Raw genomic sequence first — 13927 nt, 5'->3', positions numbered from 1 at the left:
TGAATGAACTAATCTATTAGAATGGACCTAACCCCATATAATGAGCGATTAATATTAAGACAAATGCCGCAAAATGTAGTATAAGGAATAGTTTCATTGAGAATTTAACCCAAGCAGAATAGCTAACATTCGACATGCCAAGCGCTGCCATTAGCCCACCAGAAGTCGGCCATAAATAATTCGTAAAGCCGTCACCGAATTGATACACTACAACCATTACTTGTTGATTAATCCCTAATATTTTCCCTAAAGGTCCCATAATGGGCATTAAAATAATTGCCTTACCGCTTCCCGAAACAACGAAGAAGTTAAAGAAAATAACAACGATAAATAGTACTAATAAAGTAATAATCGTTCCCGTATTGTTTAATATATTCGATAATGAATGTACCGCTGTATCAATTATTTGTGCTTGCGTCATTAAAATCATGACCGAACGAGCAAACCCGATTGCAAGCCCTGTAGGTAAAAGTCTAGCTGCGCCAACACCAAACGTTTCAGCGGCCTCACTAGGTTTAAGTTTTAAAATGATGACTAATAAGACAGCGTAAATAGCATAGACAGCAGAAAGTTCAGGCATCCCCCATCCTAGTTTAATAGCACCGAATGCACTACCAACTAAAACGACAACTAAACCTAATAATGCCAACTTTCTTGACAATGTAAATTCTTCTTCTTCGTACTCAGCTGTTTTTGTATGCTCAATTTCTTCTAAATATTCAGCAGCAACAATACTTTTACTTGGATCTGCTTTTGTTTTATTCGCATAACGCAGAATGTAAATCATCGAAATAATAATAAAGACGATTAAAGCAACGATACGGAATACTAGTCCAGAATAGATAGGTAAGCCAACAATCGTTTGACTTACACCTGTCGTATAGAAATTAACAACTCCAGCTGTAAAACCAATAGCTAAACCAACTGTCGGGATAGCGAAAGCTGTGATGCGGTCATATCCCAATCCCATGACGACTGCCATCGCAAGCGGAATGAATGGAATACCCCCTTCTCCGAATCCAATTGTTCCTAATACGGAGAACAGTACGAGCAATGAGATGATAATTAGTTTTTCTTTTCCTGCTGCGACGCTTAATAATTTATGGATACCTGCTGCAATCGCACCAGACTTTTCAAGAATAAATAGCGCTCCACTTGCAAATAGCAACATCACAATGATATCTGCTGATTGCACAACCCCGTTATGTAAAGCTGTGAAAAAATCCATGAATCCTATAGGCTTTGCTTGCTCCACATATGAAAAATTGTCAGTGTTTAGTTCGGTAATACCCGTATCTGGATTTACTATCCGTTCATACTCCCCACTCGGAACAATCCACGATAGTAACACAACTAGTAGCATTACTAGCATAAACATTATGTAAACATGTGGAAAATTAATGCCTTTTTGTTTTTCCTTTGCTGACATAAAAAATCCTCCAAATCTCTCTTACTCGTTTATTTAATTAATGCTTTAAATAGATTCACGCCTGATTCAATCAATTCGTCACGGAAATCATATTCATGTGTATGAACATGCGGGTAATCTTCCCCATTGCCAATGAAGCAGTAAGCTCCCTTTGTTAGCTTTGTAAAATGGCCAAAATCTTCAGATCCACGAAAAGCTTCATCTAGTTCAAGTAATGTCATTCCTTCAGATTTCGCAACGGCACGTATTTTGTCTGCACTTTCTTTATGATTGAACGTTTCAGGGAATTCATCATTATAATCAAAACTTACTTGCAAACCGTATTGTTGTGCTTGATCTTTTGCAAAATTTTCAAGATTTTCTTGTAGTCTATTCAGCTCATCTTCATAAAGGGCACGTATTGTTAAACGAAGATCTCCTGTCGATGCTGCAATTCCAAAAGCGTGTTCACCTACATCGATTTGTACAACTGTACATAGAACAAGTCCATTATTTAATTTAGGGGAGATAAATTTAGGAATTGCATTCACAATATTTGCAATGGCAAACGCTGGATTGATGCCCTTTTCTGGCTGACTAGCATGTGTAGGTGAACCTTTCATATGAATGGTCATTCCTTTTGATGCACATAAAGCTGTACCATCAATAATTCCTACAGTTTTGTAAGGAAGACCACTCATATTATGGTAGGCGAAAATTTCATCGATATTGTGTTCCTTAATGAAATCAACACATTGAATGGCCCCATCCCCTGTTTCTTCCGCTGGTTGGAAGAGGAAATAGATATTTTTGTCTGCACCTAGTTGATCGACTTCAAGTGCAAATGCCGCTAATGTCGCTGCATGTCCATCATGACCGCATTTATGTGCTTTTCCTGGGAATTGAGAAGCCCATGGAAGATCAATCACTTCATCCATTGGCAATGCATCATAATCAGCACGAAAAGCAATATTTTGCTTAGCTGATTCTGCATGATAAATGGCATAAAACCAATTTCCTTTATCAACAATCACTAACTTTGTATACGTTTTCAAAAACTCAATTAAGTGCTGTTTTGTCCATACTTCTTCATTAGAAAGTTCGGGATGTTGATGTAATTCGTGACGCAATTGTTTAGCTAAATCAAAATTTTTACTGTTCACTGTTTATATCCTCCTAAAAAGCTGATTTTTTAATTTTCACCCTAATCTCTTGTTCTAAAATTTCAAGGGTAAACTGAATCATTCATTTCTGTATATTGTATATTGTATATTATATTTAAATTTTTTCAACAAAAAAATAATTCTGTTTATTTAAAAACAGAATTACTTTTCGTGTTTAAGCGAGCAAATTAGCACCTAAAGTGGTATAAGCTCTGCTTTATCAATATTCCAATGTACTTCTTTCATGTATCTCTCTAATTCAACTATCTCGCCTTTTTTAAATAGTTCCACCATTTTTCGATGTTCATTGTTTGTTTGAGATAGTCGTTTTTTTGTAATTTCTGGCTCATCAGCATGATGAAAGTTTTTCAAAAACTTCTTTTCTAATTGTAATAGCAGGTTTACAAGACTTTTGTTTGGGCAAACCGATAAATACACGCCATGAAAAGCTTCCTGCATTTTATGATACATAGAGAAATTGCCAGTATTAATGGCCAAATCAATACTTTGAATATAAAACTCCATTTCATTCATATGTTTCTCAGTTAAAAAAGGTGCCGCTAAAGCAGCAGCCAATCCATCCAATGCCCCAATAATAAAATATGTTTCTTTGGCTTCTTCCGTCGTAAGGTTTTTAATTACAAATCCTTTTCTTGGCACATTTTCTAATAGCCCTTCGGAAGAAAGTTGTATTAACGCCTCTCTAACCGGTGTCCTACTGACATTTAGGCTTTCGCTAATAGCACTTTCATTTACCTTTTTTCCAGCAATCAGATTTCCATTATTAATTTGATCTACGATATAATTATAAACATGGTCTTTTAGCGATAAATAATTATTCATAAAGTAACCTCAATTTTAAATTTTTTAACAATCCTTTTTATCTACTATACACTTTTTTCTAGTATCTTAGCCATAAACATTGCCAAATTACAATTCAGTAGAAGTAATAATATAAAACATTAATCTAACATCTCTGACAGTTAAGTTCATTGTACATACTAACCTAAATAAAAAAGCGTTTATCCCTTTTTGGAATAACGCCCTCTGTTCGTTTAACTACGTTTTATATGGTTGGAATTCAATTGATTTTGCTTGGTACATTTTATCCTTGAATATATAGGTGATATGATTTATGCCCCCCGATATCTTCCTAACATAATTTCATCATAATATTTATCTAATTGCGGTAAACCCAACTCTTCAGCAACCTTAAGCTCAGCTTCTCTATCATAATCTACTCTAATAAATTGAATGGCATTATTTGAATGTGTTCCATCTAGAATTGCATATGACGCTGAAGTTAAGTCAAGTGAATTTCCGACGCTCCCAACGTTACACAAAATACCATTTGTATATGTATGTAAAAAAGTTGTATGAATATCGCCGTAGAATACTATATCAGGAAGTTTATTGAAATGGATTGAATTTGTTATTTCATTATTCTCAAACATCGATAAACGTTTTTCAATTGGATGACTATCCAAAATACGTTCAAATTCACTTCTTGGAGAGGCATGGAAAAACCTTATTAGTTGTCCGTTTAATTCCAAATCGATATGAAATGGTAACGAATTTAAATACTCAAAATCTTTTTCTGTTAATCGATCTTTGTACCACTGGATAAACTCATTATCCGTAGGTGATTGAATAAAGACATCCCAATTGCCTCGAACTACTCGCTCGCAATTTTTTTGAATGAGTTCTATACATTCAGATCCTTGAGGTCCTTTACCGATTATATCTCCTAAACAAAAAATTCTTTCAATCTTTCTTAATCGAATATCTTTTAAAACAGCTTCCAAAGCCGTTTTATTCCCATGGATATCAGAAATGATTGCAATCTTAGTCACAAAGGCTCCCCCTCACAAATCCTATATATTCTCTATTTGTTATTCGACAAAATCACTTTTTATCCCTTTAATAGCGAAATGCTAAAAAAGACGTACATTTTTCTGATGCGCTTGTTAATCGCTCACTGTTTGTACGTCCATCAACCCTATTATAAAATCATATAAAAAGTGCAATAATGCAAATATTCATCAATCGTTTTAAAATAGAAACTAAAGCGTCCCCTTAAATTTCTCTGGCCTTTTTACATAGCTTTCAATGATATACCCACAATCAGTACAAAGAATATATTCAACCTCTGAGCCAAAACTCATCTTATTCGTTGGGTGCATCACGGCATATCCATGATGTTTGCCCTTCCCTAATTCTGCTCCACCGCATTTTGGGCATTCCGTTATTGCATTAGATTGATTCATTGGAAAACCTCCTCATTAGATATATGTATGTATCACTTTCAAAGGATTGCATAATATATTTACGGCCGAGCAGGCATTTGGTTTCATGTTCGACTTAATAGACTTCAACCTGTTTATCAAAAATTGTGTCTTAAATTGAAACCCTTTTATCCTATGGTTTTCCGATTACCGGAAATAAAGCTAATATAGCTTCTAACTCTTTTAATAATCTTTGCAAATACGATTGGTCAGATTTGAATTCAAAAGTTAGCACAGCTCCATAGCCCGCAGGATAACAAGTCCGAACTGACCACAATAACTGTCCCTTGTGGTTTATTTCACATTCAATATGAACATAATTATCTAAATTTTTTAATATAGCTTTCCCTCTTAAATTACTACTTATCATGTTTAATTCGTCAAGAAAATCCTTTAATTCATCCGTTCTTAAATCTGCATTAAATTGAACTAAGTAGCCAGGTAATTCAATTTTTATTGTTGAAACAATCCAATTTACATCCCAATAATCTGTGCTATTAGGATCGTTTCTTGTTAGCACTTCAATTTCTACCCGTTCATTTTCTTCGCCCAATAAATGAAATTTCATTTAATTATCTCTTCTCTTTCTTATCTCTATTTATATCTCAAAACGATTGGTAGCCGCCTTGTACTCTTTTAAGCATTCACAGGTATAATCTTAAAGTGAACTCATACCTGTGAATAGCTAATCAAAATTAGTAATTAATTTCATTTAATAGTTCAAAATGCAATGTATAATCTGTATTTTCTCCGTTTTCTTTTATAATTTTACCTTTATATAATGATTCACCTGTATATAAATCATAGATAAAGAACAAATGTTCATTAGAAACACTTTCCGCTAAATAGACTTTACCATTTGCAATCTGGAGAAAAGGCTCCCTTTCATCATTAGCCGGGCTTACAAGATTAAAGAGTAAAGGCTTTTCCCATTGTTTCTTTTCTATATTATATCGATTCAACTGTAAACCATCAGCCGAAAAATCAGGAATAAATATATCAGCTTCGCGAAGCATTAACCTGTACAAATTTGGTGTCAATTCTTCAGGAATCATCAACTCTTCTTGTACATTATTTTTATTATTATAAAGAGAAATTTGTCTCGAAATAGTAATTCGCCCACCATCATCGTATTGATCTTTATATTTATCTATCATATAGACAAAATAGTCATTTTGAAGTTTATTATTATCTCGAAATATACTTAGACTAGATTTGAATTCCTTTTCTGAATTAACCTTTGCAAGTATGGAGTCAGATAATAATTTCTTTTTGTTTACATCAACTGCATATAAATGCAACTCCTCACCGCCATTAATCGGTGCGGCCGTTGCTAAAATTTTCATTTCTCCATTTTCTTTATAGATATTATTCACATATATAAAATTATAGCTTGCTTGAGCTGTCGTACTGACTTCAAATGATATATTGTCATTTTTCTTTTTATCGAGTAAATCAATATTAAGTGTTAAAAGATCTCCTTGAATTACTTTCTGACCATTATTTGGCGGTGCTGCGTAAATTATATGCGTTTGGTCTTCTGAAAAATTACTTGGAAATAATACTTTACCTCGCATAAAATTCCGATGTTCTTCAATATACTTTTGAAACATCATAGTCGCAAAGGGGTCTTTTAATTTTGCCATAATTGAATGGCTTATTTGATGCGTAGAACCATCTTCTGTGATGTATAACCGACGATAACTATCACCACTTTGATAACTAGCTTGTAACATTAGATTTTCGATTTCTTCTTTATCTCCGCTAGTCGTCTCAATTTTAAAGGAAACCTCGTTTTTAGAAGCAATTGCTAATTGAATATAGTATGAACCAACTATCATGACGATTATGAAACAAAGTAATATCATTTTCCAATATTTTTTCATTTTTTCCTCCTGTTAGACCCGGATTTTATACTTTAGTAAATGGTTCGCTATCCAAAAGGCACTGCCTAATACGATAATGCTTGTAACAAGTTCCATTAACAAGATTTCAAGTGGGTAAAAATAACCTGTAACAATGCGCGCTATTATTATTGGCGAAAAAAGAACGCCAAACGAAAGCACTCCATAAACAATTGCCGCGAAAATGCCCTTTAAACCATAACTTCGTTCAAATAATATTGCTGTGAATATTATTACAACTAAGATTAACCCCATTCCATACATGAGGATAAATTCGATAACGCTGCTAGGATACAACCATCTCCATATTTCTACACTATAGAAATCAAAAAGCGGATAGGACGTTCGAAAATCAGCTGGTACAATACTATTAAAAATAAACATTTCAATTGGTATTAATATTATTTGTAATGAAATTAAGCCAAGTACAAAAAGCATGATTGCAGACAATTTAGAGAAATAAACCGTAATTCTTTCGGTCGGTAACATGAATAATCTGTAAATGAATGTATTTTTCCCAAACCAATCCCGATACCAAATAAAAAAAACATAAATCATTAACATTGCGATACAAAAGAAAATAGGCATAACAAATAATTCAGAATAAACAATACGTTGAAAAGAAAATGTCCCATACTCATCAATATATTGGCTCATAGATAGTTGATTTTCGTAAATTACTTGATTTATATCATTCATTTTTCCTTTTGAGACAATAATCGTCCCAATGAGCTGACTGACAATTGTCAACACAATTATGATTAGATACAGTTTGAAAAATCGGTTTATTTCAAAATTAACAAGCTTTAAATAGCTTTTCATCTACAATATACCTCCCTCATAACATCTACGACTGATTTCCCTTCACTCTCACGTATTTCCTCTACGCTAAATTGCCTTAAGACTTCTCCATCTTCAATCAACACTGCTTTATCAATTAAATGTTCTATATCACTAATTTCATGAGTTGTAAGAATGACTCCACGCTCTTCGATCAAATGGCTTGTAAACACTTCTGCAATCTGCTCACGTGAGAACATATCAATACCAGAAAATGGTTCATCCATCAGTATGTAATCTACATCCATTGCTAAACCTAATATCATATTAACTTTAGCCCTACTCCCTTTCGATAAATTGCCAATTCGATTAGTAGGATTAAGTTTAAAAAACCTCAATAGTTCTTGTGCTCGTTGTAAATTCCAACTTTTATAAAAATCCGCCATGAACTCGAAAGCTTCACAAATTTTCATATTCGGCAACATCGTAATTGTATCTGGAATAAATGTAATTTTTTCGAAGCTTTCTTTTTGAATTTTTTCTCCATCAATCAAAATTTCACCGCCATCGATTGGAGTAAGTGCCATAATAGCTTTCATGATTGTTGTCTTCCCTACTCCATTTATACCAATGAGGCAAGTTATTTCACCTTTTTTAGCAGTAAAAGAAAGTCCTTTTAAAACCTGCTTTTTGCCGTATTTTTTTCGAATATTTTTCACTTCAATCATGTCAATTCCCCCGCTTCTCCACTTTCGGCATCATACTTTTTCTTTACAAGTTCCAACACTTCAGCTAACGGTACATTGATGGATTTAATGGACCCTAAAAATAAGTCAACTGCTTCAATCATTAACTCTTCACGAACACTTTTAAGGACTACTTCATCTTTTGTAATGCAACTCGGCATATTTCCTTCCGTAAATATCAATCCTTGTTCCTCCATTTCCTTATAAGCTCGTTGGGCTGTATTCGGATTTATTTTCAGTTGATTGGCCAGTTCCCTTCTTGATGGAATTTCCTGACCCGGTTCAAAATATCCTTTGGCGATTTGCTCTTTAAAATGCCGAATAACCTGAACATAAACCGGATCCCGATTATTAAACTTTACATTCATTTCACTCAACTCCTTGAAAATAATATTTTTCTGTATTAAGCGCTTAATACACATTAAGCATAACAATTGGCTATTAATCTTAATTAAAAGAGCCATCCGAATGAAGCCGCTAGTCCGTTCTTTGTATTAACAGGTTAATACACTCTTCAAGGTGTATTATATGCATAATACACTTTAGAGGTCAACCAAATCATGGTAAAAAAATTAATTATTAACAAACCTTTTAGCTTCGGGTAGCAGTATCTTAAACTCTTACACACTTTGATTAGAACAAGTTTTGGTTCTTAAAGCGCTATTCAAAAAACCACTACTTTTAAAGTAGTGGTCTTTTGAATGTTTATTAAAGCTACCAGCTTTACTTACTTCCCCATATTTATAACTGCGTTAGCTTCTCTATCTAATATTGTTATTTTAAAATATCAAAACGGTAGACAAGCGCTACAATCATTACGGTTTAAATTATGTATACAATATTAACTTCGCACTAAAATTACATAAAAAGTTCAATAAACTCCAATATTCTATCGCTCATTTTATTTATATCAAAATAATATAACAATAGTTTCTCACGAATTTCAATTAAAAGAAGTATTATAGATACATGTTTGTGTCCATTTTGTTAAAGATGTATTTTATATATTGCTTTAAAGAAACTTTAGGAATATAGTAAATCACGAAAGGACGTGTTCAGCATGTTAGATCAACACACAATTAACGTTATTAAATCAACAGTACCAGTATTAGAGGTGCACGGCATAGCCATTACAAAAACATTCTATAGCAACTTATTTAAGGATAATCCATCATTATTAAATATTTTTAATCACACAAACCAAACTCAAGGTCGCCAACAAGGCGCTTTAGCAAATACAGTTTATGCAGCGGCTCAGCATATCGACAACTTAGAACCAATCGTTCCTGTAGTCGTACAAATTGCACATAAACACGTTAGTCTTGGGGTTTTACCTGAGCATTATCCGATTGTAGGTCAATACCTGCTTGCAGCAATTAAAGAAGTGTTAGGTGATGCGGCGACTGACGAAATCATCGAAGCATGGGGTAAAGCTTATGGTGTAATTGCAGATATTTTTATTTCAGTAGAAGAAGATTTATATAAAGCTGCTGAGCAAAATAATGGATGGCGTGCATTTAAACAGTTCAAAATTGCTCGCACTGTAAAAGAAAGCGATGATGTTACATCATTCTACTTACAGCCAACAGACGGCTCAAAAGTACCAGCTTATAAACCAGGACAATATGTTTCTATTCGAGTAACTGCTTCAGGAGAAGAATATTTATTAAATCGTCAATATACTTTATCTCAACCAAGTAATGAACAAGAATTCCGTATTTCTGTGAAACGTGAAAGTCAGCACAATCCTAAAGGAAAAGTATCAAACTTTTTACACGATGCTACACTGGGTACAACAATTGACGTTAGTGCGCCAGCAGGTGTCTTCACATATGAACCAACAAATGCACCAGTACTATTCATTAGTGGTGGGATTGGCGTAACACCTTTAAATGCGATGTTACAAACAATTCAAAATAAAGAAAACGTTACATTCATTCAATGTGCACGTAATGAAAATGTTCTTGCTTTCCATGAAGACATTCAAAATAAAATGAACTCATTAAACGGCCCAACTGGTTTAAGCAAGCTGTTCAGTGTATTCAAAAAAGACAGTAATGCACATCATAAAGTGTTATACTCTGAAAAAAATGAGTACATTAACGCTAACGTATTACGCCCTCTTTTAACAAAAGATACACAAGTGTATATTTGCGGACCAACTCCATTTATGGAAGCTGCTATTAATGCTTTACATGAATGCAATATCGTTGACGGTCAAATTCATTACGAATTCTTCGGTCCTGCGCTCCAATTAAATACAAAATAAAAAAAAGAACTAGCTTTGCGATGCGCATGGCTAGTTTTTTGATGCTTAAGTCTTACTCTCATTGAAAATCACTTCAATATTATATTAAATGTATCCTTAATGTTATTTTGTTGACATAGAACTGTAATATAAGCGTGTTAATATCATTATTGTACCAAGTAATACGTTTTAATGTTTTTAGGAGGATACATATTATGAAAAAGAATAAACGAAATAAGTGGGGGATGAAATTAGCAGTATTAGCGTTAGGCTCTTCTGTACTTTTTTCAACAATTGACACAGCATCAGCTGCAACATATACAGTTAAATCTGGGGATTCCCTTTGGAAGATTGCCACTCAAAACGGCATTTCTTATCAAACTTTGATGAGTTGGAATAACCTAACTTCATCAAATATTCGAGTTGGACAAACATTAACTCTAAATAGCACAGCTAATAAGGCTCCTAGCACCCCTGCTAAAACACCGGCAAACCTTATCCAAATTGCGAAACAGCAATTAGGTGTAAAATATACATTTGGAGGTAGTAAACCGAGCACAGGTTTTGATTGCTCAGGCTATATCACTTATGTATATAATAATGCCGGTATTTCAACGAGCCGTAAATCAGCAGCAGGCTTTTATTATGCAGCAAAAAAGGTAAGTTCGCCACAAGTAGGTGATTTAGTATTTTTCGCTAATACTTATAAAGCAGGTATTTCTCACGCAGGTATTTATATCGGAAATAACCAAATGATTAATGCAAGTGACGGCGGCGTTAGCATCGCTAACATTAACAGCACCTACTGGAAGAAATACTTTGTAGGTTATGGTCGTTTATAATTTATATGAAAACAGTTAGGCATGTCCTAACTGTTTTTCTTATAAACTCAACGGTAAAGCCAAAATAAAATCGCCCTTTACAATAGTAATGGGCGATTTTTATTTTTTACCGGCAATTTTCAGCGGTTATTGCTATTGAATATGTGCCACCTTTTTTGATTTTAATTTTGCTAAACGCAGTAAATAAATCATAAAGACAACGCCGAGTACACCTGCACCTGTTAAATAGACGGATGCATACCCTACTTGCACTGCGACCATCCCTAAAATATATGATCCAAGGGCAATACCAAGGTCAAACATTGTAAAGTATGTTGCTGTTGCGTAGCCACTACGAGTATGTGCTGTTGATTGGACAGCTAGTGCTTGTAAGCTTGTTGTTACCGCTCCGTAGCCAAATCCAACAAAAACTGCCGAAAATAAGAATAACGCTGGTCCTGAAACATTCGCAAGAAGGATTAATCCAATTGCAAATGAAATAATACCAGGAATAATTACAAATTGCGGCCCTTTCGTATCATAAAGCTTCCCAGTATAAGGTCGTGTAATTAGCATTGCCGCTGCAAACACTGCATAAAAGAAACTTGCCACAGACATTAGATCCTTTTGCTGTGCGTACACTGACAAAAATGATAATACACTAGCATAGGCAAACGCAACCAAGCTGGCAATAGCCGCTACTGGTAACGCTTTTCGTTCAAATAAATCATTGAATTTAAAAGTTAGTTTCCCTTGATGATCGGGTTTCGGTAAATCATCTGTATTAATCGTTACAGCTAGAATACCACCCGCTAAAACACAAATACTCATGACAATAAATAATACATTAAAACTGCTATATTGAATAAGAAGTAAACCGATAAATGGACCAATAACAACTGCTAAATTCGTGGACATTGTAAAATAACCTAACCCTGTGCCTTTGCGACTGATCGGTACAATATCTGCTGCTAAAGAACCTGCTGCTGTCGTAATAATACTAAAGAAAATCCCTTGCACAAAACGTAAAGCTAATAAAAGACCAAATGGATGAATAAATAAATATAATATCGTACATAAGAAATAACCTACAATCGCAATGACTAAAAGCTTTTTCTTGCCGAACACATCCAATAATTTACCTGAAAACGGACGTACAATGATAGCTGATAATAAGAAACCTGATAATAGTAATCCCGCTTCCTTATCTGTTTGGTGTAGCTCGCCGATCGCATACAGTGGCAAAGTCGTTACCAAACCATAAAAAACAAAAAATACCGATATATTTGTTATAAATAAACTAATGAACCGCTTCGTCCATATTTGTGTGTTGCCCTCTTGCTGCACATCAATCAACCTTTCATTTTTTGCAATAGATTTATAAATTGTGACTGCTCTTCAACAGTAAGTGAACCTACCATTTCCTCCTCAAACGCTAAGATCGTTTCAGTAATCTTCGGTAGTTGTTCCTCCGCCATCGCTGATAATGTCACAATTTTTTCGCGCTTATCTTCTCCATCTACTCGTTCCACCCAGCCTAAAGTTTCTAGCCTGGAAATAGCTCTCGTTATACTTGGCGCTTCGACATTCAAATATTTCCAAATTTGTGTCAATGTCATTGGACCATGTGTATGTAAGCAATATAAAATTGTCCATTGCGAGCTATACAGCTGGTGCTGTTTTAATACTTCATTCAAGCAATTTGTTAAATAGCGACTTTTTTGAAATAAAGCATGGAAAACGGGATTCATATTATCACTCTCCTTAATTATTTACCTAGCTAAATAAATACTATACGCCTCATTTTTTAGGTTGTAAAGTATGTTGTTTTTGCTGCAATCTGCGATTTATTGGATTTTATCAGCATTTCTTTCGGGTTTTGTGGCGTTTTTCATGCATTTCTTGGCGATTCCGAGAAGTTTATTGGCGATTCAATGCTTTTATCCGTGTTAGCAGGGAATTTACAATAAATGTCGAATACAGCTACTAGACTTATAAAAAGGGAGATGGGAACATGGGGAAAAACATACTAATCATCGCAGGCGATGCTGTAGAGGCATTGGAGATTTATTATCCATATTACCGTTGTTTAGAAGCTGGCTACGAAGTGTCCATTGCTGCACCGTCAGTAAAAAAACTACAAACCGTTTGTCATGATTTTGTTGAGGGTGTGGACACTTATATAGAGCGTCTAGCTTATGGCTTAGAAGCAACGGCAGCCTTTGCGGATATCGACCCAACACAATTTGATGGCTTAATCATCCCTGGTGGTCGCGCGCCTGAATACATTCGATTAAATGAGCATGTCCCAGCGATTGTGAGCCATTTCTTTGAGGCGAATAAACCTATTGCTGCGGTATGCCACGCGGCACAAATTTTTGCAACCATTCCAGATGTACTTAAAGGACGTGAACTTACTGCCTATATTGCCTGCAAACCAGAAGTCCAAGTAGCGGGTGGTACGTATATCGAGGCAAATTTACACACAGATGGCAACCTTGTTAGTGGTCACGCTTGGCCTGATTTACCTGGATTAATGCGTGAATTTATTCAAAAAGTAGAAGGATAAAGA

Annotated in this window: 15 protein-coding genes; 3 read left to right on the top strand and 12 right to left on the bottom strand. The window is 34.6% G+C overall.

The features are described from left to right. Positions 1-16: 16 nt before the first annotated feature. The 10 genes from ACIQXW_RS04340 to ACIQXW_RS04295 all read right to left on the bottom strand — a co-directional run bounded on the left by ACIQXW_RS04340 (position 17) and on the right by ACIQXW_RS04295 (position 8654). On the bottom strand, positions 17-1429 hold the full coding sequence (locus tag ACIQXW_RS04340; RefSeq protein WP_402760071.1) for a YfcC family protein: 1413 nt from the start codon (positions 1427-1429) through the stop codon (positions 17-19). 29 nt (positions 1430-1458) lie between these two features. Further along, a complete protein-coding gene (locus ACIQXW_RS04335) occupies positions 1459-2571 on the bottom strand; it encodes a M20 metallopeptidase family protein (RefSeq protein ID WP_340824958.1) in 1113 nt (370 codons plus the stop codon). Positions 2572-2766: 195 nt separating this feature from the next. Next, positions 2767-3414 carry a GntR family transcriptional regulator gene (locus tag ACIQXW_RS04330; RefSeq protein ID WP_340824960.1) on the bottom strand — a complete coding sequence of 216 codons (648 nt, stop codon included), beginning with the start codon at positions 3412-3414 and terminating at the stop codon, positions 2767-2769. Between the two features lie 290 nt (positions 3415-3704). Beyond that, on the bottom strand, positions 3705-4424 hold the full coding sequence (locus ACIQXW_RS04325) for a metallophosphoesterase family protein (protein WP_340824962.1): 720 nt from the start codon (positions 4422-4424) through the stop codon (positions 3705-3707). A 210-nt stretch (positions 4425-4634) separates the two neighbouring features. After that, positions 4635-4838 (bottom strand): transcription initiation factor TFIIIB, encoded by a 204-nt coding sequence (locus ACIQXW_RS04320; protein WP_402760070.1) that lies wholly within the window; start codon positions 4836-4838, stop codon positions 4635-4637. A 151-nt stretch (positions 4839-4989) separates the two neighbouring features. Continuing rightward, positions 4990-5424 (bottom strand): WapI family immunity protein, encoded by a 435-nt coding sequence (locus ACIQXW_RS04315; RefSeq protein WP_402760069.1) that lies wholly within the window; start codon positions 5422-5424, stop codon positions 4990-4992. Between the two features lie 127 nt (positions 5425-5551). Beyond that, a complete protein-coding gene (locus ACIQXW_RS04310) occupies positions 5552-6742 on the bottom strand; it encodes a hypothetical protein (protein WP_402760068.1) in 1191 nt (396 codons plus the stop codon). Positions 6743-6754: 12 nt separating this feature from the next. Continuing rightward, positions 6755-7582 carry a hypothetical protein gene (locus ACIQXW_RS04305; RefSeq protein ID WP_402760066.1) on the bottom strand — a complete coding sequence of 276 codons (828 nt, stop codon included), beginning with the start codon at positions 7580-7582 and terminating at the stop codon, positions 6755-6757. Beyond that, a complete protein-coding gene (locus tag ACIQXW_RS04300) occupies positions 7579-8268 on the bottom strand; it encodes an ABC transporter ATP-binding protein (RefSeq protein ID WP_402760064.1) in 690 nt (229 codons plus the stop codon). The genes ACIQXW_RS04305 and ACIQXW_RS04300 overlap by 4 nt, the downstream gene beginning before the upstream one ends. After that, positions 8265-8654, bottom strand: a complete 390-nt coding sequence (locus ACIQXW_RS04295; RefSeq protein WP_402760062.1) for a GntR family transcriptional regulator — start codon at positions 8652-8654, stop codon at positions 8265-8267. Before ACIQXW_RS04295 ends, ACIQXW_RS04300 begins: the two co-directional genes overlap by 4 nt. Positions 8655-9346: 692 nt before the next feature. Here ACIQXW_RS04295 and hmpA point away from each other — a divergent pair. Together hmpA and ACIQXW_RS04285 are read left to right on the top strand one after the other, a co-directional pair. Beyond that, entirely contained in the window at positions 9347-10555 is a 1209-nt protein-coding gene (hmpA, locus tag ACIQXW_RS04290) for an NO-inducible flavohemoprotein (RefSeq protein ID WP_402760060.1), read from the top strand. Between the two features lie 194 nt (positions 10556-10749). Continuing rightward, positions 10750-11376, top strand: a complete 627-nt coding sequence (locus ACIQXW_RS04285; protein WP_340824967.1) for a C40 family peptidase — start codon at positions 10750-10752, stop codon at positions 11374-11376. A gap of 132 nt (positions 11377-11508) precedes the next feature. Here the strand turns inward: ACIQXW_RS04285 and ACIQXW_RS04280 are convergent, their stop codons facing one another. Both ACIQXW_RS04280 and ACIQXW_RS04275 read right to left on the bottom strand, forming a co-directional pair. Further along, the gene (locus ACIQXW_RS04280; RefSeq protein ID WP_340826490.1) at positions 11509-12708 is read right to left on the bottom strand and encodes an MFS transporter; all 1200 of its coding nucleotides are present in this window, start codon (positions 12706-12708) and stop codon (positions 11509-11511) included. Next, the gene (locus tag ACIQXW_RS04275; RefSeq protein ID WP_402760058.1) at positions 12708-13106 is read right to left on the bottom strand and encodes a MarR family winged helix-turn-helix transcriptional regulator; all 399 of its coding nucleotides are present in this window, start codon (positions 13104-13106) and stop codon (positions 12708-12710) included. Before ACIQXW_RS04275 ends, ACIQXW_RS04280 begins: the two co-directional genes overlap by 1 nt. 263 nt (positions 13107-13369) lie before the next feature. Here ACIQXW_RS04275 and ACIQXW_RS04270 point away from each other — a divergent pair, with 263 nt between their 5' ends. Then, positions 13370-13924 carry a DJ-1/PfpI family protein gene (locus ACIQXW_RS04270; protein WP_402760056.1) on the top strand — a complete coding sequence of 185 codons (555 nt, stop codon included), beginning with the start codon at positions 13370-13372 and terminating at the stop codon, positions 13922-13924. Positions 13925-13927: the final 3 nt, after the last annotated feature.

Origin of the sequence: Lysinibacillus sp. NPDC097162, from assembly GCF_044762185.1 — a bacterium.
Classification (GTDB): Bacteria; Bacillota; Bacilli; order Bacillales_A; family Planococcaceae; genus Lysinibacillus.
The sequence above is the reverse complement of the archived record's forward strand: the minus strand, read 5'-3'. Positions and strand labels throughout refer to the sequence as shown.